This is a genomic window from Hamadaea tsunoensis DSM 44101, from assembly GCF_000428945.1.
Classification (GTDB): domain Bacteria; phylum Actinomycetota; class Actinomycetes; order Mycobacteriales; family Micromonosporaceae; genus Hamadaea; species Hamadaea tsunoensis.
The window spans coordinates 357,565-379,708 of sequence record NZ_AUAX01000002.1; the positions used below are offsets into that span (position 1 = coordinate 357,565).

General features: G+C 68.4%; 10 protein-coding genes. 2 read left to right on the forward strand and 8 right to left on the reverse strand.

From position 1 onward, the window contains the following. Position 1 precedes the first annotated feature (1 nt). The 5 genes from G401_RS0104220 to G401_RS0104240 all read right to left on the reverse strand — a co-directional run bounded on the left by G401_RS0104220 (position 2) and on the right by G401_RS0104240 (position 18,075). Positions 2-4,135: a Pls/PosA family non-ribosomal peptide synthetase gene (locus G401_RS0104220; protein ID WP_084556802.1), complete on the reverse strand. Its 4,134-nt coding sequence runs from the start codon at positions 4,133-4,135 to the stop codon at positions 2-4. 527 nt (positions 4,136-4,662) lie between these two features. Continuing rightward, complete coding sequence (locus G401_RS0104225) at positions 4,663-6,336, reverse strand: hypothetical protein (RefSeq protein ID WP_027341524.1); 1,674 nt, start codon at positions 6,334-6,336, stop codon at positions 4,663-4,665. Between the two features lie 746 nt (positions 6,337-7,082). Further along, the gene (locus tag G401_RS0104230) at positions 7,083-7,430 is read right to left on the reverse strand and encodes a hypothetical protein (protein WP_027341525.1); all 348 of its coding nucleotides are present in this window, start codon (positions 7,428-7,430) and stop codon (positions 7,083-7,085) included. After that, a complete protein-coding gene (locus G401_RS43350) occupies positions 7,430-14,488 on the reverse strand; it encodes a polymorphic toxin type 30 domain-containing protein (protein ID WP_157545302.1) in 7,059 nt (2,352 codons plus the stop codon). Before G401_RS43350 ends, G401_RS0104230 begins: the two co-directional genes overlap by 1 nt. A 56-nt stretch (positions 14,489-14,544) precedes the next feature. Then, the gene (locus G401_RS0104240; protein ID WP_245601616.1) at positions 14,545-18,075 is read right to left on the reverse strand and encodes a LamG-like jellyroll fold domain-containing protein; all 3,531 of its coding nucleotides are present in this window, start codon (positions 18,073-18,075) and stop codon (positions 14,545-14,547) included. 473 nt (positions 18,076-18,548) lie between these two features. Here G401_RS0104240 and G401_RS0104245 point away from each other — a divergent pair, with 473 nt between their 5' ends. Then, positions 18,549-19,097 carry an RICIN domain-containing protein gene (locus G401_RS0104245; RefSeq protein ID WP_027341527.1) on the forward strand — a complete coding sequence of 183 codons (549 nt, stop codon included), beginning with the start codon at positions 18,549-18,551 and terminating at the stop codon, positions 19,095-19,097. Between the two features lie 158 nt (positions 19,098-19,255). Here the strand turns inward: G401_RS0104245 and G401_RS0104250 are convergent, their stop codons facing one another. Together G401_RS0104250 and G401_RS43355 are read right to left on the reverse strand one after the other, a co-directional pair. Beyond that, positions 19,256-19,762 carry a flavodoxin domain-containing protein gene (locus G401_RS0104250; RefSeq protein WP_027341528.1) on the reverse strand — a complete coding sequence of 169 codons (507 nt, stop codon included), beginning with the start codon at positions 19,760-19,762 and terminating at the stop codon, positions 19,256-19,258. After that, positions 19,759-20,244 (reverse strand): cyclic nucleotide-binding domain-containing protein, encoded by a 486-nt coding sequence (locus tag G401_RS43355; RefSeq protein ID WP_034590663.1) that lies wholly within the window; start codon positions 20,242-20,244, stop codon positions 19,759-19,761. The genes G401_RS0104250 and G401_RS43355 overlap by 4 nt, the downstream gene beginning before the upstream one ends. Before the next feature lie 129 nt (positions 20,245-20,373). On the opposite strand from G401_RS43355, the gene G401_RS0104260 reads away from it, so the two are divergent. After that, on the forward strand, positions 20,374-21,351 hold the full coding sequence (locus tag G401_RS0104260) for an Acg family FMN-binding oxidoreductase (RefSeq protein WP_027341529.1): 978 nt from the start codon (positions 20,374-20,376) through the stop codon (positions 21,349-21,351). 28 nt (positions 21,352-21,379) lie between these two features. On the opposite strand, the gene G401_RS0104265 is transcribed toward G401_RS0104260, so the two are convergent. Beyond that, positions 21,380-22,123 carry an SDR family NAD(P)-dependent oxidoreductase gene (locus G401_RS0104265; protein WP_027341530.1) on the reverse strand — a complete coding sequence of 248 codons (744 nt, stop codon included), beginning with the start codon at positions 22,121-22,123 and terminating at the stop codon, positions 21,380-21,382. Positions 22,124-22,144 lie beyond the last annotated feature (21 nt).

Below are 22,144 nucleotides of genomic sequence, written 5' to 3' on the forward strand. Positions count from 1 at the left end.
TCTAGGGCGCTCCCTGGGCGGGGATGCCGCGCCATCGCGTACCGGGCGTGAGGTGTTCGCCCTTCATCAGCAGCGAGAGGGGGCCGAGGCCGACGTCGTCGCCGACGACGGTGTCGTAGAGCACGATCGACCGGGTGCCGATGCTCGCGCCGGGGCCGATCGTGACGAACGACATCTTCATCACCCGGTCCTCGAACAGGTGCGTCTGCAGCGACACCTCGGTGCCGACCGTCGCGTCGTCGCCGATCACGACCAGGTCGTACTCGGTCAGATACGTCGTGCCGATCCACGTACGCCGGCCGATGCTGGCCCCGAACCAGCGCAGCACCGGCGGCAGGAACGGCGTACCGACGAGCAGTCCGATCCCGGCGGGCACCGCGGCCGCCTCGTACAGCCCGGTGACGAACTCCGAGCGCCGCACGAACGGGCTCCACAGGGGTTCCACGCGCGGGCGGTAGGTGCCGATGATGTTGCGCTTCGTCGCGGCGCAGAAGCCGATCACCGCGACGCTGGCGGCGATCGCGGCCAGCGGCGACACCAGCGCGGGAACGAGCAGGTCCCGGCCGTTGGCCAGCCACGACAGCACGAACAGGTAGAGGTAGATGCCCGCCCCCAGCATCGACGCGGGCAGCGTCGCCCGGAAGAACTCGATCGCCAGCCGCTGCGCCAGCACCGCACGCGGCGGGCGGTAGGTCTGCGCCTCGGAGAAGGAGCCGCTGTCCTGGCGTACCGGCAGGTGCATCGCGGGCGAACCCAGCCACGACGTGCCCGCCGGAACCCCGTCCGGCGGCGGCAGCGTACCGACGCCGATCAGCGAGCCGTCGCCGAGCCTCGTGCCGGACGGTACGAACGCCGCGTTGCCGACGAACGCCCGGCTCCCCACGGCGGTGGGAAAGAACGCGATGCGGCCGTTGGCGAACGTGGCCGCCCCGACGCTCGCCATGTCGGCGACGAAGCTCTCCGCCCCCAGGGTGAGCAGGTCCGGGTCCAGGTGCGCGGCCGTGGAAACCTCGGACCACGCACCCACCCGGGCACCGAGCAGCCGCAGCCACGGCACGGTGTAGAGGGTCGCGTACAGGGAGTTGGTGAACGTGAGGCTGAACTCCAGCAGCTTGTCGGTGATCCACTTCCGGACGCCGAGCCACGACCGCGCCGGGTGTACGCCGAGCGGCACGCGCGGCAGCACCAGCCGCTTGCCGACGGCGACCACCGCGCACACGGTCAGGACGTACACCGGTCCGGCGGGCACGGTGGCCAGCAGCCCCGCGAGGGTGCCCCAGTTCAGCAGCGCCCACCACACGAGTGCCACGCTGGGAAAGATCATGACGATCGCACCGAGCTCCAGCCCGATCAGTCCGACCAAGGCGGCGAGGAGGTGGTCCAGCCGCCAGCCGCGGCGCGGGGCCTCGCGGTCGAGCATCATCTCCACGACCGGATTGATCTCCTCCGCCGGGGTCGCCGGGGACCCCGACCAGCGGGCTCCGTCGGCGACCGCCTCGCCGCGGCCGAGCACCGACTGCTCGCCGAGGCACGCGTTCACGCCGACGCGGGCGCCGGGCTCCAGGACGGCATTGGCCCCGACGAACGCCTGCCGGTCCACGGTGATCGGCTCGACGATCACCCAGCCGTCCTCCACATGCCACGGACGCAGGGCGACGCCGTAGCCGACCGACGCGTCGGCGCGTACCTCGACCAGGGTGGGCAGGCTGATCGCGCTGGTCGCGATGGTGGTCCGCGGGCCGATCCGCGCTCCGAGCAACCGCAGGTAGACACCCATCAGCGGGGAGCCGCTCAGCACCGGCAGCGGCCCGATCGCGAGCAGCATGTTCAGCGCCCAGAGCCGGACGTAGGTCGGCCCCCACAGGGGAAACCGGCCGGGCCGGATCCCCATCGCCAGCGGCCGGGCGAGCAGCGCCGGGACCAGCCAGCGTACGCCGAGGTAGCTCACGAGGGTCGCGAACATCAGCTGCGTGAGGACGCGTACCGACACCTCGCCGTTGTTGCGCGTATAGACGTAGGAGACAGGCAGCGTGATCAGCAGCATCAGCAGGTAGATCACTACGGCCTGGCCGGCGCCGGCGGCCGCGAGCCGCCGGGTGCGGTGACGCAGCGGTGTCAGGCGTGGCGGTGCGGTCGTCGCCGCGCTGGGCGGCGCGGCACCCAGATGCGCGGCCAGATCGCCGATCGTCGGATGGTCGTACAGGTCCCGCAACGCCGGGCTCGACCCGATCCCGCGGGTCCGCAGCAGCGACACCACCCGGGCCGCGAGCAGCGAATGCCCGCCGAGATCGGTGAAGAAGTCCGCGGTCACCGACAGCGCCCCCGGCTCGACGCCGAACGCCTCGGCCCACACCGCGCGTACGCGTACCTCGAAGTCGTTCTGGGCGGCCACGACCGGACCGCCGGTGCTCATGAGCCGGCGGCCGGCCGGGGCGGGCAGCTTCGAGCGGTCCACCTTGCCGCTCGGCATGGTCGGCAACGCGGCGGCGACGTCGATGAAGGAGGGCACCATGTAGGCGGGCAACCGTTCCTGCAGCGTGCGGTGCAACCGCTGGACCAGCGCCTCCCCGGTTTCATCGGGCGAGACGGGTGGGGTGAGGACGATGTAGCCGGCGAGTTCCTTGGGCGCGTCCGGATCGTCGCCGACCGCCATCAGCGCCACGACGGCCTCCGCGACGGCCTCGTCCTCCATCAGCACGCTTTCGATCTCGCCGAGGTCGACGCGGTGGCCACGGATCTTGACCTCGGCGTCGGCCCGCCCGAGGTACTCGATCTCGCCGTCGTCGGTCAGCCGGCCGAGATCCCCGGTCCGGTAGAGCCTGCTTCCCGGCGGCGCCGCGGGGTGATCGAGGAACCGGTCCGCGGTCAGGTCGGGCCGTCCGATGTAACCGCGGGCGACACCGGGCCCGCCGATGCAGATCTCCCCGACTTCGCCGTCGGCGACAGGCTGGCGCTGCTCGTCGAGCAGAACGGCCGAGTAGGTGGGCAGCGGCGTACCGATGGTCACCGGCCGGCCGGGGCGCAGCTCGCACCAGATGGCCGTCACCGTCGCTTCGGTCGGCCCGTACGTGTTGAGGATCCGCCGGTTCGGCCCGCCCCACCGCTCGACCAGCTGCCCGGGACACGCCTCCCCGCCGACCATCAGCCCGCGGATCAGCGGCAGGTCGCGCGGGAGGGTCGCCAGCAGCGTCGGTACACAGTAGAGAACGGTGACGGCGGCGTCTTCGAGGAAGTCCGCCAGCTCCGCACCCAGCCGCCGGGAGTCGGTCGGTCCCGCCACCAGAGTCGCCCCGACCGACCAGGTCGGCCAGATCTCCTCGATGGAAAAGTCGAAGGCGATCGTCATCCCCTGGTAGACCCGATCGGTGGGGCGCACGTCGTACACGCCGGGCACCACGTCGAGAAAATTGCAGATGCTCGACTGCGCCACCGCGACGCCCTTGGGCCGGCCGCTGGAACCCGAGGTGTAGATGATGTAGGCGAGTGGGTCGTCGTCCCCGCCGGGCTCCGGCCGTCCGGTCGGCGCCTCGCGCAACTCGGCTGCGCACCGGTCGAGCGCCAGCACCGGCCGGTCCAGCCCGGCGGCGCGGTCCAGCAGCGCCGAGGAGGTCAAGAGAAGATCCACATCAGAGTCTTCCGAGATGTACGCGACGCGGTCGGCCGGCGACTCCGGATCGATCGGCACGAACGCCGCACCGGCCTTGCCCACCGCGAGGAGTGCGACGTAGGTCGCGACCGAGCGCTGCAGCAGGATCGCTACCCGGGAGCCGTCGCCCGCTCCCAGGGCGCGCAGATGATGTGCCAAGCGGTTCGCACGCTCGTCCAGCTCCTGGTAGGTCAGCCGGTCGCCGTCGCACTCCAACGCGATCGCCGTCGGACAGGCGTCGCACGCCGCTTCGAACACGTGATGTAGGCGTCGCGTACCGGAGCCTGCCTTGCTGGGGCTTACGTCGCTGAGGCTTACGTCGCTGAGGCTTTCGTCGCTGAGGCGTGCGTTGCCCGGATCGCTGGACGCCGGGGCTGTGGGTACGGCCGGGCGCAGCACGATCGTGCGGCCGCGGACCTCGACTCTGTGCAGGCCACGCGCCGGCAGCTCCGCCACACCTGTGCGCGGCCGACCCACGGAGAGTGTCATCTGTTTCCCACCATGCGTTTCACGTGCGTTGCTCCCGGTGGGGCATGCCGCCCGGTGTCATCCGGCGGCGGGCCCGCGAGAGCGCGGTCAGCATTTCGCCTATGTGGACAGACAGCGGACAGTCCGGCGCGCCGGCCTTGACGGGCGGCGCGACCCAGGTTGTCACGCAGGCTTATTAACGGGCGATCATGCCTATTGCGGATCTGTCATCGCCAGCAAATCAGGCATCTAATGCATGATTTCCTAGATGTGTACGAAACCTATCAAAAGGGATTTCCACTCGGGAAGGTTAGCACAGCAGATCAGCCCTACCTGCAGCGTTGCAAAGTTCGCCATGAGGCCAAAAACAGACTCCCGCCGCGAATACCGGGAATGCCTGAGTCCAATGTCGACAGATGTACGGCAGGGCCCGCAAAGCTCGCAAGGTCGCTATTTCGCGCGACTCGCCATACTCTTCGAGCTACATATTCCTGCTCTATTCACACCGCCATTGACGCGATTGCGGCACGTGAGTCGGGCGCCCGGGATCAGCCTGGCAGGCGTGCGCCCGGAGGCAGCCACTCGGCGTCGAGTTCGAAGGCGATGTGGTAGCCATCTTCGCGGTCGGCGGGGCCGAGTGTTTCGCGCGGACTCATGGGCACCCCGTCCACGAACTGCTGCCGGTACGCGACCCCGTCGATCCACTGCCGCACACTGATCCACAGGCTGAACGCCGCTGCGACGCTCATCGCGTAGAGCTCGGGCGAACGAAGCAGGCTCAAGCCGATGAGATCCTCCGCGTCGGGCTGGGGACTGTCGACGCCCTTCGCGGTCACCGTGAAACACAGCGGTCCCTCGATCTCGACCGACGCATCGGTGGCGTGGCAGAGGTTCAGGAGCTTGCGGAGCAGATCGGGGTCTGTGCGGGCAGCACCGAGGAACATCTGTGGAAACTTGCGCATGGTCCGGACGGGCTCCACGCGCGGCACGTTCACTGATGCGTAGGTCGGCCGGCCTTCGTCATCGATTCCTTCGGGCGTGCGGACGTTGCGCCAACGTTCTCGATCGTGCGGCAGACCCGCCGCCGTGAGCATCTCGGCAACGCCGTGGAAGGTTCCGTCCCAAAGCTCGTCACGTTCGGCGACCGCTCTCGCGAAGCAGCTCTGCTCGGCGGATGCGGTGCCGTCTTCCACCAGCCCGGCGGGGAAGGCGAGGCGCAGATACGGCCCGAACTCCGGCACCGGCCGGTAGACACCGCGCAGGTCGATGGCCGCCAAGGCGGCGCTCAGCAGCCGCGGAAAGTCGCCCACCCGCTCGCACACCGTCCGGATCAGGACCCGATAAGGCCAGCCCTGGAACTGCGCCGGAACCATCATGCGATACGCCGGTGCCACGAACGGCTCCGCGAAGGAATGGTCGAACGCTCGTGGGTGTTCGGCCGCTCGCACCAGCAGATCAATGGCGGCGTCATCGGCGGCGAGGGCCGGCGCGAGCGCGGCGCAGGTGCGTACCGCCAGCCGGGGATCATCCAACCAGGCCCGCGGCGCCACGCCGAGCTCACCGAGTCCGATGAGGTAGCTCGCGCACTCACGCCTGTCCGCAGTGGACCGCGCGGCTTCCTCATGGAAGGCGATGACCTCGCCACGAAGATTCGCCAGCTGCGGGTGGCGGACGAGCATGCTTGCCGCACACGCAGCCATCACCCGGGTCCACCGGGGCCAGTCGATCGGAATGGGCCACACGGCGGCGACGGCCTCGGGAAGCAGGTCGAAGCAATCGATCAGAGCTTGGTCGAGCAGTACGCGTCCAGGGTCGTCGGTGTCGGACCAGCCATGTACTTCCGGCGGTTCCGGTTGGGCGAGGTAGTCGTCGAGCCATACCGCGACCGCGTCATTGATGTCGACGCGATCGCGGAGCTTCTCGATATCCGCGCCGGTCGTGACCCGTGCGATTTCGCGCAACAGGAACAGGACTCCGTCGAGGATGCCGTCGTCTCCGGCTCCGAACGTCGGATCGTCAAGGATCGCCACGAGGTACCGGACGGCCGGAGCGGTCGCGGGTGTGAGCCTTCCCCCGCCGAAGATGCGTGGCCACAGAAAGGTCAGGGCTTCGGAGGCGGCTTCCTGATCCGCTCCGCACAGCGCGGCGAGTTTCGCTGGGAGGTCCGTCGCCGGCCCACGCGCGTGAAACAGCCGCGCCCAGTCGGTCTCGTCCGCAGTCACCAGCGGAGGCTATCCGCAGACCCCCACCGCGTACAGCCAGCCCAAGATCGCCTTTGGTCTGCCGGCACTCGAACTCGACCGCCGCAGCCTCGCCGCAGATTGGGAAGTCACCAGCAACATCTCGCGCCCTGGCGTCGCCTTGACCAGTCTGCCGCACAGGCCGTCCGAGGTTGGCCGGGCCAACGACACCGCCGCCGTACGCCTCATAGGTGCAGGCAGCCTCTTCGGCGCCGCCGAGAAGGCGCCTGACAGATATCCGAGAAGCTCACGCGGGTCGGCTCCCCGGACACCCGTCTCAACGACAAAGCCGGGCGACGTTGGGTGAGCATCACTGCCGCGCACCCGGCTGGCAGGTGCGCGGCAGCGCCGAACAGACTCAGCACGAGTTCCAAGACCACACCGGCTCAGACTACTTCGATGTCAACGCCGTATAGCCCCTAATCAAGAGCGGCCCCGGCCGAAGCCGGGGCCGCGCGCACGCGCTCAAGGCCTACGGCCCCGCGCGCACGCCATGCTCAACCGATACCACCTCGCGCGATCCGTGGAATGCGATCCTCACGAGCCGATATCGACCTTTGTAAATATTCTTGATCACCTGACATCAACTGTGACAGCAACGGAGGCGCACGCGGGGTACCGTCGGCGCACGAAAATGCCAACGACGCCACATGCCGCCGAGGCTCTGCTTGCCACTCGGAGCCAGGTTTGAAGCGGCCGCCAAGAACGTCATTTCATTCACTCTACGCTCACGGATCGTCCCTCTTACGCAATCCGAGTTCAAGTTCATTCAGATAAGACAGCTGCTCTTCGTTTATATCTTCGCTAGTCAGTCGACCGAGCGAACTCACCAACCCCGCGCGCAATGGGTGAGTATCCGAGATCTCGAGAATCGCGTGCAGCTGCGCCTCCCGCACCCGAGAATTCCTCTCGACGGACGCCATATTGGCCAGCACGAGCACGACCGATTCAGCTTCCTCACGATCGAATACGGTCGCCCAGTCGCTCGCATTCTCCGCGCCAGCTTCCCGCCCCTCTACGTCAACTGCCATGATGCGCCTGAGCAGCTGGATCAGGTCCTCAGCACCGACAGCCATCACAACCCCGGGAACTGGCTGGGCCAAGGTATGTGCGTCGCATTGGCTGCGTCAGCATTGTAGTTAGGGCTATTTGGATTATGAGATTGATGGTGGAACAAATTCCCGGCTTCATCTTGATACTGACGACCAATCTGCACCCTGTATGTCTCGCCTGTCGCGGAGTTGGATCCGGCCGGCGCCGTACCGTCGGGACCATGAATCCGAAGACGCACGGTCTTGCCAGCATCATTGGTCCACTTGAACTCCAGCCCATACTGCGACCCGCCATTCGGGTGCGGCGTAAGTTCCCGCACGCTCGCGTTATCGGGAACGATACTCATCGGGTCCTTACCTCTGAGATCATATCCGCCGCAGTTGTGGACCAGGACTGGCGTGTTGCCGGCGATCACATAGTAGGTGTGAATGTCAGCGACCGTGAGGTCACGCATCCATTGCAGCCCAGTCCACGTCCGGACCGAGGTGACAATGTCCGCCGCGTTGCCATCGTCATCGCGCAGGTGGTCTCCGGGCTTCAGGTCGGCAGCCTGCGACCAAGTTCCGAGGTCTGCGTTCCAGAACGGATGATTCCACGTCGTGTGCAGGACCGTCGTCTGGCCGCTCTTCAGGTTCTTGACTGTGACGTCCGCAAGATCCCAGTCATGGTTGAGGTGGAGCTGGGTAACGCTCTTCGGAGCGTTCTCCCCCGTTCCGGGGTCGGTCGCCAGAACCTTGTCGCCGACCTTCACCTCACCGATCGGCTTGGTGCTTCCGTCCGCCATGAGAACCGGTGTCGACGCGGCGAAGCTATGGCAACCCGCGCCGGCAAGGCCTGAGCCGGCCGCCTTGCCCGTTAGCCCCTTGACGATGTTCGAGAATTCCCCGACGAAAGCGTCACCAAATGCCGCCATCGGTCTGGTAGCCGCACCGGCGGCAGCCCCAGCACCTGCGCCGAACATGGAGAACAGGCCGCCGGTGACGGCGCCGAAGGCCGCACCGATCACGGCATCCTTGAGCAGGTCCAGCCCGCCGTCGCCGTTCATGTAGCCGGTCACCGCAGAGGCGGCAGCCCCGGCGAAGGCGCCGCAGGCCACGGCACCCACGCCGGTCCAGCCGATGAGCGCACCACAGCCGAGCCCGACGACAGCACCTACGGCGAACCCCGCGATGTTGGCCTTGTTACGGCACCAGAAGCTCTTCTGGCACTCGTCCTGCTTCTTCTTGTTTTCGTTGTTCTTGCGGATCGTGTCGAGGACCGTGTTGACCTGCTTTTGCTCATCCGGGGTCAACTCCACATTGGAGCTGATGGTCCCGTTGGGGTTCTGGCAGGAGTAGGTCCCCGTACCGCCGCCGCACTCGTCGTGGAGACCCGTCGGGTCCATGCCGAGGATCGGCGAGTTGTCGGCGTACGAGTAGCCGTTGAAACTCTGTGGATTGGTCTTGTCGAATTCGGGGTCGAGGCTGACGAACCGGCCGATGGTCGGGTCGTATTCGCGCGCGCCTTCGTGGACGAGCCCGGTGTTGTCGTTGGTCCCGCCGACGAAGCCCTTGTCCAGCGCGGACGGCCAGGTTCCGGTGGCTGCGCTGAGCTGGTTTCCGAACGGATCCTGGTGGCGGACGGCGACTGCCTGCGTACCGGCGGCCGCGATCGTGATGTTGGTGGTGTTCTGCTGGTCGGCGGCCATCCAGTTCAGGCCGTTGGCGGTGCTGCGGACAGCGATGTTGCGTCCGGCCCAGCCGTAGTAGCGCGTGCAGCCGGTGACCGACCCGCCGAGGGTGTCCACCCGCAGTTCCTGTCCTGGCAGGTACAGGGTCTTGCCGAGCGGATCCTTGCGGACGAGCCGGTTGCCGTCCGCGTCGTACAGGTAGGTGGTGGTCCCGGTGGTGTCCTTCGTCTGCGCGAGGTGTCCTTCGACATCCCAGCTCAGATTCTGATCCTTCGCCGTCGGCGTGGCCGGACAGGTGTTGGCGTTGTCCTTGGCGTACGGGCGGCAGGTGGTGTTCCCGGCTGCGTCGTAGCTGTAGGTGCCGGTGACCGTTCCGCTCGCGTTGGTGGTCGAGGTGACCGCGTGCGGCTTCGAGGCCGTCGGCGCGGCGTACGCGTAGTTGGTGGTCTTGTTGTTCTTGTAGTCGATCTGCTTGCTGCGGTTGCCTGCGGCGTCGATGTCCCAGTGCATCCAGTAGGGCTGGACGCCGCCGAGGGTGCCGACCGATTTCGTGGCGGAGCAGTCGCCGTTGCTCGGAGTCCAGGCGTCCCGCAGGCGCATGAGGTAGTCGGTCGCGAAGCACTGGGTCTGGGCTCCGGCGACCGACGAAGTCTCGTCGATCTGCGTGATGCCGCCGTGGGCGTCGTACGTGTAATTGGTGTCTGCCACCGAGGCACCGGCGTTGTTGGTGACCCAGGTGCGCTGCAGGCGGCCGGTGGTGCTCTGGTAGTAGTTGCCGATCTGGACCTGGCCGTCCGCTGTCTGGTCGCGCAGGGTGATGACGCCGACCTGGCCCAGTGCGGTGTAGGTCGTGTTGGTGACCAGCCACGTCGTCGAGCTCGTGGTCAGCTTCTGCGGCTGGCCGAGGTCGGTGTACGCGGTCGTCTGCGTCTCATAACCGAGGTTGGTGGTGGTGTTGCCGATGGCGGGCATCCGGTACGTGGCCAGTGAGCCGTCGGCCTTGTAGGTCATGTCGTACTGGTAGGTGCCGGTCAGTCCGGTCTCGGTGGCGGGAATGGTGATCTTCTGCTGGGACGGCAGTCCGTTGGTCGCCAGACCGGTGATGGCAGTGGTGTACGCGCTGCCGCTCGAACCGCCGACGTAGCGGGTCGACGCCGTCTTCATGCCCCGGGCGTTCGCCAGGGTCGGGCTGGTCCCGTCGTAGTCCCACCGAGACAGCTGGGTGGCGGCGGTCTTCGAGCCGCTGTACAGGCCGATCTGCCGGCCGACGGAGTCGTAGTCGTAGACGAGCGTGCCGCTGGCGTCCTGCGTCGTCTTGACCCGGCCGTCGTCGTAGTAGTCCGTGGTACTCGTGCCGTGGTCCGGGTCGACCGACTGGTGGACTCGGCCGAGGATGTCGAACTGCCACGACCACTGCGTACCCGCGGCGTCGGTCAGCTTGTCCTGCTGTCCCTTGGCGTTGAAGTGGTAGGCGGTCCGGTCGAAGCCGGCCGGGTCGACGCTCACGTTGGCGCGATCGTGCTGCTGGCGCAGTTCGACGGTACGACCTGCCGCGTCGAGGACGGCCGTGGTGGCGGTGCCGCCGACGGGCGGGATGGTGTCGACGCGATCCGCCGACGGGTAGCGAATCGACGTCCGGTACTGCTCGGTCAGGCGCGAGTAGCGGACCTGGTCGGTGGCCCGGCCGGCCGAGTCGTACAGGGTCTTGGCCCATGCGTCGATCTGGTCGTAGTTGTCGACGGGCAGCGGCGACAGCGTCGCAGACGGCGCGGCGGTGTCGACCGGAACGTACGGTCCGTACGTGCGCCAGGCACGGCCGGCGCTGTCGTAGAACGTGTCGGTCACCACCCGCCCGGCTGAGCCGTCGGCCGGTAGCGTCTGCTGCTGGCGCGGGCGCATCAGGGCGTCGTAGAAGCTGTAGCTGGAGATCTGGTTGGCGTTCGGGCCCAGTGTCCTGGTCTCCACGACCGACGGCGCGGTGTCGGAAACGCTGTAGACGTACGCGATGTGCGGGCTGCTCGGGTACGTCGCCTTGGCGCGGCCCGGCTTCCAGACCGCCAGCAGGCGGCCCATCGCGTCATATGTCTCGTCGGTACGCCGGGAGTTGATGTCGACGCTCGCGGTCGTAAGCCCGTACGCCGGCTCGATCGTCGCGGTCGACTTCCACGCCGCCTGACCGGTCGGGGTCGGCGGGTAAGTGTCGACGGTCAGCACCGGTGCGCCGGACGCCGGGGTGTAGACCATCGAAGTGTGCAGGTTGTCGACGTCCCAGGTGTCGGTAGTGCGACCGTACGCGTCGTAGCTGACCTTCGAGGTGGTGATGCCGGAGAAGGCGTTGTTGACCCAGTCCAGCAGGGCGTCGGTCTGGGTCGCCTCACCGATGGTCGGCGGAGTGCCCCAGGCCTGATGGTCGTAGGCGATGTGCGTCTCGCTGACCACCTCGTCCGAGCTGAACACATGGCCGCTCTGCTGGGCGGTCGTGCAGGTGTCGGCGTACGTGCGGGTGTTGCTGATCGCGTTCATGATGTACGCGCTCGGGTTGCGGACGTAGTCGAACAGCGAGCAGCTTTCGTCGCCCGTCACCGCAAGATCCCCGTCATCGGCGACGGCGGTTTCCATGCCGTACGCGTTGTCGTAGTCCTTGTGGGTGTGCGTGACCCGATCGACCGGCGTCGGGTTGGCCGGGTTGGCCGTCTTGCCGTCCAGCTTGGACCACGCCCACGTGTCGGCGGTGTTGGTGAACTTCGCGGTGACGGTCTGGCCGCCGATGGTGCGGGTCGCGGTGGCCGTGGATGTCCAGGGCTTGGAGACGCTGCCGGACAAGGGGTTGCCGGTCGGCGAGTCGTAGGTGGCGTTCTCCAGCAGCATGCCGGCGTACTCGTCGCTGTCCGGCATACCGCCGGTGAGGTAGCCCTTCGAGTCGGCGAGTGTGACGGTCTTGGAGCCGCCGGCGGTGTTGAGCCGGTCGCCGTTCATGCCGCGGTAGTAGCGGGCGTCCGTCCGGGTCTGCTCGGTGCCGACGCCGACGTAGGTGCGGACGGTGTCGTAGCCGCGCCACTGGTTCCAGGTGCGGTACTTGTCCTTGGTGAGGCCGTCGTCGTCGGCGTATCGCCAGGCCGCACCACCGACGTACTCGTAGCTGGTCGTGACGTCGTGCGGGCTGTCGGACGACGGCGTGGTGGTGTCCGTCTGGATGACCTTGGCGACGACGTACTTGTGGAACCAGTCGATGATCTCCTGGCCGGGCGTGCCGCCGAGGTCCTCGGGCGCGGTACGCACCGGGTAGCAACGCTTGGTGTTGGTCTCCGGCGTGGGGGTCGCGCCGGCGACGCACTCGGTGGGCGCGTAGCTGACCGTGATGGTGCCGCCCGACTCGGTCTTGATCTGGTTCATCCGGGCCCACCGCATCGGCCGCAGACCGTTGATCAGCGCGGTGTCGACCCGGTTGTCCAGCATGATGGGAGTGAATGCGACGGTCGGCAGGGTGACCGTGCCGCCGGTGATGGCCGCGCCGGTGGCGACGCCCTGGTGCCCGATGTTGGCCAGCCACAGACCGGCCCGGGTGCCGTCGGTCGGGTCCGGGTACGAGTGGGTCAGGGTCCACTGCTCGACGTTCTTCGGGGCGTTCGGGGTGACGGTCGTGTCCCAGATCGTCGTGGTCACGGCCGACAGCCGATGCGAGGAGAAGAACGACGGCGAGTGCGCGTCGCAGGGGCTGGCCGTGCAGGACAGGTCCCAGGGGGTGTCCGACCAGGAGGCCTTGACCGGGGTTGCCGGCGATCCGGTCCAGCAGTTGGCCAGGCACCGGTCGGCGACGTCGAACTTGACCTGCATGGCCACCGGCGCGCCGGTGAACTCGGTGTCGGTCTTCACGCCCCCGACGAGCGTCCGCTGGTCGGTGCCGTAGTCGATCCGGTCCAGGTAGGCATCGCGGTCGTAGGAGACCAGGTCGGTCGTGGACATGTTGCGGCCGTACTTGTTGGTGTCCTTCTTCCACCACAGGCTCATGGTGTTGCCGTGCGTGTCGACGACGTAGTCGAGGTTCCAGCGGTAGGCTTCGACACACGACGATGCCGCGTACGAGGTGTTGTAGCAGGCGTCGGCCGGGTGGTTACCGTAGACGGGTTCGGTCTGGACCGAGTTCGTCTCGGGCTTGCCGGACGTCCAGCCCTGCAGCCGGTTGAGACCGAAGTAGTACTTGGTGCCGTCGGTCGTGGTGACGACCCAATACTCGCCGACGCCGTCGACGCTGTCGCCGGAGTCGCCGTTGACCGCGCCGGTCAGGTGCTCGATCTTCGAGCCGTCCTCGGACCGCAGGTGCCACTGGTGGTCGGAGGAGTTGTAGAGCAGCTCACCGCCGTGCCCGTTGAGCATCAGGGTGGCGTTGTTCGTTCCCCAGCACTCGTCGTAGGTGTCGGTGGTGTTGTTGTGCGTACCGCTCTTGTCGTCATTGCAGCTGACGTAGCGCCGCTCGATGTAGCCCGGCGTGTAGTCGAAGCCTTCGCCGACCCACGACGGCTGGTTGTTGGACGCTGAAGTCCGGCCGTCGACCCCCTGCGACGAGTAGTTGAGGCTGACGTTCGGCGTGGGGCCGCCGAGCGAAGGCGGGACCCGCATCTGGTAGTTCCACGAGAACCCGCCGGAGTTGCCGCCGGCGCTCCAGGTCGACGACGAGGAGAGCGATGTCGCCGCGAACGTTCCCGTTCCACCGGCCGAGCCGGTGTCGGACAGCAGCGTCATCATGGTGTCCGCCGAGGCGACGGTCGCGGTGAGGACCGCGCCGTCCGCGCTGCGCGTCGTCGGGACCGCCGTCGGTGCGCAGCCGGCCGCGCCCGGCGTGCTGAGCCCGCACGCGGGCAGGGTCGCCAGGCGTACGCGGTCGGACCAGTCCGCGCCGTAGGCGCCCGCGAACCCGGAGATGTCCAGCGACACCGCCACCGGCGCGGCGGACGCGTCGGCGGTCTTGATGTGGAAGAGGACGTCCCGTCCGGCGGCGGTCGCCGCGTCATGGCCGAGCATTTGCACATTGATCTTGCGCGCGCCCCGGGAGCCGATCGTCACCGGCAGCGACCCGGCGCGGGCCTTGCCCGTTGCGAGCGGAACGTCGTTGCCGAGCATCACCCCGCGTGGCATCTTCACGGCGGCCGTCGCCCGCAGGTCCGCGGTCGCGGAACCGGCGGCCGGCCACACCGGCGTCTTCGCCGCGAACGACGACACCGCCGTCGTGGCCGGGGCATGCGCCGGCTTGCTCGATCCCAGCGTCACCCGGCTGGTCGTCTGGGTCTGCTGGCTGGGCGTACGCGGGGCGGCGTGGGCCGGCTCCTGCCACAGTGGCAGAAGTCCCGCCGCCAGTACGCCGCTGATCGCCGCCGCCAGCCAGGCACGCCGGTTTCCGGGGGTACGACGAGTCACGATGGCCTCCCCTGCCATTGCGGTTGCCGAGGTCGTCCGGGATGGTTTCGAGGCACTCACAGTGCACCGTCCGATGTGGTGTAGAGCCGATTGACCATGTCCGGGCTCAGGACGCCCTGGAAGACGCGTACCTCGTCGGTACGCCCCACGGCGTAGTCGGTCGGGTAAGTGCCGCTGCTGCTGTCCGACCACAGGGCCCGGTTGATCGCGAAGGTGCCGGTGGCGTTCCACCGCGTCGTCCGCCCGGCCGACGCGGCCTGCGTACCGTTGACGTAGAGGGTGATCTTCTGTGCGCTGGCGTCGAACACCGCCACCAGGTGCACGAAGACTGCATCACCGTTGGCATCGGTGCCGACCTGGGCTGCGCTGATCGGCACGGACGCCGACTGCCCGGTGCAGTCCGTCACGGTCGTGTCACAGTCCTGGTCACGCATGCTGAACGCCCAGGACGACACCCCGCTCACGGCCCGGGAGCTCAGGTAGAACCCGGACCGGAACTGGCCGTCCTGCGACACGAACGTGTTGACCGGCGCAGTCGCCGCCGGGATCGCGTCCAAGTGGACCCAGGCGGAGACCGAGAACGACTGATCGGTAGGGATCACCGGCATGCCGGTCTCGAGGTCTCGGGTGCCGTCGCCGACAGCCGAGCCTCCGTCGGTGGCGCTGTGACCTTGTGTCGACCACCATGCGGGATTGCCGGGATCGCTGATGTCGTCACCGCCTCCGCCGACGAATCCGGTGAGTTCGAACGGTGCTGCTATGCCCTTACCCGGCGCGCTGTCGGTCCCGACGGTGTCCAGGTCCCAGTTCGCCCGCTCGGCCACCGCGAGCGCGCCCAGCTCGCGGGGGTCGGCGGCGCGCTGCCACACGGTCACATCGTCGATCAGTCCGTGCCAGTAGAAGTTGAGGTCACCGGTGCCGATGCGGAGTTTGTTGGCCGCATCGGGGTATATACGAGGGACGGCGAAGTCCGCCTTCTCCAGCACTCCGTTGACATAGAGCTTCATGCTGGTCGACGCCGGATCGAAGACCCCGGCGATGTGGGTCCATACGCCCGGCTGCGCGATGCTGGTACCCGTCACCTGGTACCAGCTCGACAGCGTCCCCGCCGCGTCGGTGACGGCGGCGTGGAACCCCCAGTGCTTGTCCCAGCCCCGGTACATCAGGTAGAAGTTGCCGGCCTGTGAGCCGCCGGTGTCGGAGAGGAAGATCTGGTCGGCGGTGGTCTGCGCGTCCAGCTTGACCCAGGCCGACATCGTGAAGGCCGCGGACACGTCGATCGGGCTGCCGACCTCGGAGTAGTCCTCGTCGGCAGTGCCGCCCGAAGTGTTGGTGCCGTCGAATCGCCAGCTGCTGCCGAAGTCTCCGCGTTCCTCGGTGGACTTGACCATCGAACCGTGTCGCGTCGCGTCGAAGGTTCCAGCGGTGTCGTCGAGGTAGGTCTGACCCGCGGGATCGTCCATCGCCCAGTGCGCGACCGCGGCGGTGGCCGACTTGACGTTCGACGTATACACGGCCTTGTTCTGCGACCACCGGTTGGTCGCGTAGTACAGCTCGGCTGTGACGGTCACCTGGCTGCCCTGGTTGATCTCGGCCAGGCTACCGGTGCCGCCGAAGGGCGGAGTCCAGGTGAACGACACCGAGCCGTTGTGCGCGGACGGCGTCAGCTCGGTCCACGCGGAAGTAGTGCCGCCGTACGACACTTTGTAGTGATACTTGACGATATCCGCCGCCCCGGGTACGCGTGACATCGGTGCGGCGAGTGTGAACACCGCCGACACGCCGACTCCGCCACCGGTGCCGTCCTTGGGATAAACGTTGCCCGCCACGCTGACGAGCGGAGACTCGTCGGTCGAGCCGTTGTCGATGTAGATCTGGCACTGGGCGCTGGTCGTTCCCGTGGTGACTCCGTCGGTGGCGTTCACCTGCATCACATAGGTGCTGCCGGGCGTGAGCGTGAACCCGGCGGGGACGGGGACCGTCGCCAGCGTGCCGCCGGTGGAGCCCGCGACCGCTTTGCTCACCGTCGGTGACGCCGGCAGCGCGTTTCCGGCCTCCGCCAGGTAGAACTGCGCGGTCACCTGCCGTTCGGATCCGTCGGGGTCGGAGACGCTCGCTTCGACGTTGGGCTGGCCGCCCGTCGTGGAGACGCTCACCGCCGACGAACCACAGGCCTTGCCGCCCACCTTCAGCGCCGTGGGCGTGTTCGGCGGCCGGTTGTAGGTCACCGAGATGTAGGGGTCGTTCGATCCCGCCTCGGCGGACTGGAACTTCTTCCAGCCGTTGTGGTTGGTTTCGCTGCTGGCCCGCAGGCCGATGTAGCAGCCGGTCCAGGCACTGTTGATCGACTTCTGGCAGGAGCCCTTGACGTCGACGGACACCCAGCCCGCGCCGCACGAGGAGCCGTATCCCTTGGTGGTGGTGGATTCGCCGACCTTCGAGAACCAGGAGGGCTGGCTCGACCATCGGTTGGTGGTGCCCGGATAGCCGATGCTCCATGCCTGCCAGCCGGCCGCGGTGCAGGACCACGACCACGTCTCGTACAGGTACAGGTTCGCCGTCAGCAGGGTCGAGCCGTAGAACTGCGCCGCGTTGTCGAACCGCAGCAAGGACCGAGCCGTGCAGCCCGATCCGCAGCCGCCGCTGGAGTCGTCCGAGTAGCCGAGCTTCAGCTCGCTGGCCCCCGACTGGTCGGACGAGTAGGTGTTCTCGATGAACGCGTCGTAGCCGCTCTTCCACGTCACGCCGGGGTCGATGGTCACCGGGTAGGTCGTCGCGGCCGACGCCATGAACTGCGCGTCCGGCGTCACCACGAGATCGGCCGTGGTCGACGCACCGCTGGTCCTGGCCTGCCTGGTGGCACCCGTGTCCACAGCCATGTCGACCGGCGCCTGGTGCGCCGGCTCACCGGACGTGGCCGATGTCTTCGCATCCCACATCCGCGCCGCCGGCATCGTCGCGACGACCTCCCCGGAGGTGTCGGCGAAGTCCACGCCGCCGCCCTCGGCGGGCGTGCTCGTGAGTCCGTGCGCGGACAACGACATCCGTAGCTGCGCCACAGATGCGGCCGCCGCCCGGTTCTTGACGACCAGGAACTGCTCGAAGCCGGTGCGCGTCACCTCGATCCGCAGGTCCACACCTGGCCGCACCTCGGGATATGTCGCCGTCGTCCCGTCCAGCACCGGTTGCGGCAGGGTGCCCGTCCAGCCGAGCTCTACAGATTCGTCGCCCGTTCCCAGGCTCGCGAGGGTGTGCGTACCGGCGTCGGCGGTCGCACCCGACAGGACCAGCCCACGCGGATGTGCCTTGGGCGCCACGGTTCCGTCCGTTCGCGCCGCCAGGTTCAGGTCGACCGACTGCCACGCACCGGCGTCATCCTTGAAGCGCACTGGACCGCCGTGTACTTCAGCCGTGAACGTCCCGTCCGGATTGGCGACCACCGACGTGGTCTCCGTCATCAGCGACGGCACATCGACGGACTTCCCGGCGACCCGAGCGGCCGCCAGCGCGGCATCCTCCGGTGACACCGTGGCGGCGTGCGCCACGGCCGGCACGAAGACGAGGCCGCACGCGGCCGCCACTGACATAGTCAACGAAACGATTCCAGTCCGCGACCGTGCCGACGCACGCCGAACCGGACCCAAAATTCGGGCCACTGCTTCCCCGCTCCCCGTTAGAACAAGATCGGCGCGGAGCATAGAAGGGTTCAGCGCGGGACGGAAGAGTCGATCATGGTCGCGTCCTGGGTGGATTCACCGACATAGATAGATGCCGCTCGCTGGCTGACAGAAGAAGCATGAGGGCGCGAGCAGGGTGCATAGACCAACCCTGTCGACGACCCATAGCCGTGCGACATGCATGCAGGTAAAAGGCCACCGTTACCAAATCGAGATCTTCGGCGTTTCATCGAACACGGCGGCGACATTCAGCCTACGACGCAGTGCTAGCGACTTTTGTCGCCCCTCTGGCACGACACATGGCGATGTATCTGGCCCTGGCGAGGCTCCCCTTCTGAGGCGCCCGGCTTCCGCCGGCCACCCACCCGACGAAGGGACCGCTCATGAAAATTCTCCGCCGTGCGTGTGCCGCGCTGGCGCTCTGCGCGAGCCTGGCCGCGGCGGGCCTCGTGAACGCCTCTCCTGCCCACGCCTCGTTGCCTCCGTACCTGATACACAGCATCGATTCCGGGGGCAGCCTCTGCATCGACGTGGCGTACGCGAGCACGGCCAACGGCACACGCATTCAGCAGTGGCCGTGCTATCACGGGGCCGCGCAGAGTTGGACGCTGGACGATCAGGGCGTCTACAACGGAGTGCGCTACTACCAGTTGGTCAGCGGCCTTTCGACGCCGTCCAGCCCCAAGTGCATCGAGGTTCCGTGGGGCAACCCGGCGGCGGGTCAGGCGCTGGAACTGTGGGACTGCCTGGGTGCCGCGCGGCAGCTGTGGTCCTACGGGCAGGTGCCCGGCACCACCTACTACGCGTTCACGAACATGCAGACAAAGCAGTGCATCGAGATCCCGTGGAACACCCCGTCCGCGGGTTCGCCGGTGCAGCAGTGGCCGTGCTACCCGGGCGAGGCTCAGGAGTGGTACTTCACGCTCTACTGACCGTGACAGAAGCGATTCCGGCGCCGGACGCGACACCATCAAGCGATGACCGCGAGCCGTGCGCCGGAAACGAACGTCCCGTCCCCATGCCGACCGGCGGCCGGGCACTCACCACGTGCCCGGCCGCTGTGTCCGCTCGCGTACGCCGGCTGGTCCTGTCAGGATTCCGCGCCCGCTCGCGACGGCCGGAGCACGTCGGCGACCTCGGTCGCGAATGCCTTGACCTGGGCCGGATCCCGCCAATCACCGGCCCGGGTCTTGGCCATCGAGTGGGCGACGAACCCTCGCGCGTCCGGGGTGAGCCGGCCGCCGAACGTGACGCAGCCGCGCGCCCCGACGTTCCGGCTGACCCGGGCCACCTGCGGCACCGGCGGGAGCACGGAGGTGGCCGCGGAGTCGTCGAGCGGGCCGCTGGACACCAGCCAGACCGGCCGGGTACGCAGGCCCTCGGACAGCCGGCGGGCGAACTTGCGCGCGTCGGGGTGCCAGCGGTTGATGTACAGCGAGCCGGCCAGGACGACGGCCTGGTAGTCGTCGACCGAGGTGACCGTGTCCGCGGGCAGGACGTCGGCGGGCAGGCCCTGCGCGACCAGCTCCGCACCGATCATCTCGGCCAGGCCGGCGGTGCCGCCGCGACGGGAACCGTACGCGATGAGGACGGTCATGGCGTACTCCTTTCGTTCGGCTCCGGTCGGCCCGTGGTGGCCAGTTGCAGCCGCGTACGCTGCAGCCGGTCGACGACGACGCCGAGGAACCGGTTCATCACGATGTATCCGAGCGAGCGGTCGTTCTCGCACAGCTCACGGACGCCCGGGCCGTCCAGGACGACGGCGTGCACGGCGCCGCGGGCGGTCGCCGAATACTGCCATTTGTACGGCGGGAACAGCCACGACCAGCCGAGCACGGCGCCGGGGCCGAGGATCTCCAGTTCGACCTCGCCGCGGCCGGGGATCGAGGCGGACAGGGTCACCTCGCCGTCGTCGATGAGCCAGAACCGGTCGGCCCGGCCGCCTTCGGCGAGGATGCGCGTACCGCTGTGGAAGTGGGTCGTGTGCCCCCAGATCGACAGCTTGTCGACCTGGTGCGGGCTGAGGCCGCGCAGGAACGGGTGCGCCGCCAGCAGGTCGTAGGTGGTCTCCGACAACATGGTCGCCCTCCTTGTCACGCTTCCCTTCCATCACAGCTCCGCCGCGGCGCCCGGGTCAGGGCCGAAAGTCCCGCGTCCGGGCGCCGCTGGACCCTGGCCCGGTGGCCGGGGCGGCGCGAATCTGGGGTCATGACCACCACGACCGCCGGCGATCCGGCCACGATCAGCCCCGAGCTGCTGCCCTGCCTGACCGCGGCGATCGCCGCGCCCTCGATCCACAACACGCAGCCCTGGCGGTTCCGGGTCCGGCACAACGTGGTCGACGTGTTCGCCGATCGCGGGCGGCAGCTGGCCGTGCTCGACCCGGACGGCCGCGCGCTGGCGGTCTCCGTGGGCGCGGCGGTCTTCAACCTCCGCGCGGCGCTGCTGGCCCACGGCCACCTGCCGGTCCTGACGCTGCTGCCCGACCGGGGCGAGCCCGACCTGCTGGCCCGCGTCGTCGCCGGGGCCGCCGTCGCCCCGCCCTACGCGGCCCGGCGCCTCGCCGGCGCCATCCCGCACCGGCATTCCAACCGGCGCCCGTTCGCGTCGTCCCGCGTGCCCGACTCCGTCGCCGACGACCTGCGCGCCGCCGCCGTCGCCGAGGGCACCCGCCTGCTGATCGCCGACGACCCGCTCGGCGAGGGCATCCTGAGCGTCGTACGCACGGCCGAGAACCGCCGCCGCGACGACCCGGACTACCTCGTCGAACTGGCCGCATGGACCGGCGCGGAGCGCGGCCGGCGCGACGGCGTACCGCCGGTGGCCTACGCTCCGCGCGATCCGGACGAGCGCCTGCCGCTGCGCGATTTCGGTCTGGCCCATCCGGTACGCCACGGCTGGCCGGCCGCCGGCATCGACCAGCCGACGGTCGCGGTGCTCTACACCGACGGCGACGACCTGCGGGCCTGGCTGCACGCCGGGCAGGCGCTGGAACGCGTACTGCTCACCGCGACGGCCGAGGGGCTTCAGTCGACGCTGATGACGCAGCCGCTGGAGTATCCGGAGCTGCGGGCGTTGTTCGAGGACAGCGCCACCAACCGCATCGCGCAGGCGATCATCCGCTTCGGGTACGGCCGGGAGGCGCCGGCATCGCCCCGCCGACCGCTCGCGGGCTTCCTCATCTGAGGGGACCTCTTGACCGCCGCGGCACGGGTCAGTTGCTGAATCCGCCGTCGACGTTGACGGTCGCGCCCGTGATGTAGCGGGCGTCCGGGCTCGCGAGGAACGCGACCACCGCCGCGATGTCGTCCGGTTGCGCGTAGTGCCCCAGCGCGGTGAACCCGTTGACCGTCTCGGCGAAGGAACTGTCGGCGGGGTTCGTGTCCGTGTCGGTCGGGCCGGGGTTCACCAGGTTGACCGTGATCGACCGCGGCCCGAGTTCCCGGCCGAGCGCCTTCGTCAGGCCGGTCAGCGCCGTCTTGCTCATCGCGTACAGGGAGAATCCGGGGAAGACGGCGCGCTCGGCCACGTTGCTGCCGATGTTGATGATCCGCCCGCCGGCCCGCATGTGGCGGACGGCCGCCTGTGACGCGACGAAGGGCGCGCGGATGTTCACCGCGACGGTCTGCTCGAAGTCGTCCAGGGTGAACTGCTCGACCGGGCCGACGGCGAACGCCCCGGCGTTGTTGACCAGGATGTCCAGCCGCCCCCACCGGGCGACCACCTCGGCGACCGCGTCCTGCATGGCGATCGGGTCGGCGCTGTCGGCGCGTACGGCCTCGGCGCGGCGGCCTTTGCTACGGACCTGGTCGGCGACCTCCTCGGCGCGTTCCTTGCCGTCCCGGTAGGTGAGCGTCACGTCCGCGCCGAGGTCCGCCAGCCGCAGCGCGATCGCCGACCCGATTCCCCGGCTGCCGCCCGTCACGAGGGCGACCTTGCCGTCCAGTGTGTTGTTCATGCGTTCGAGCCTGCCGCGCGG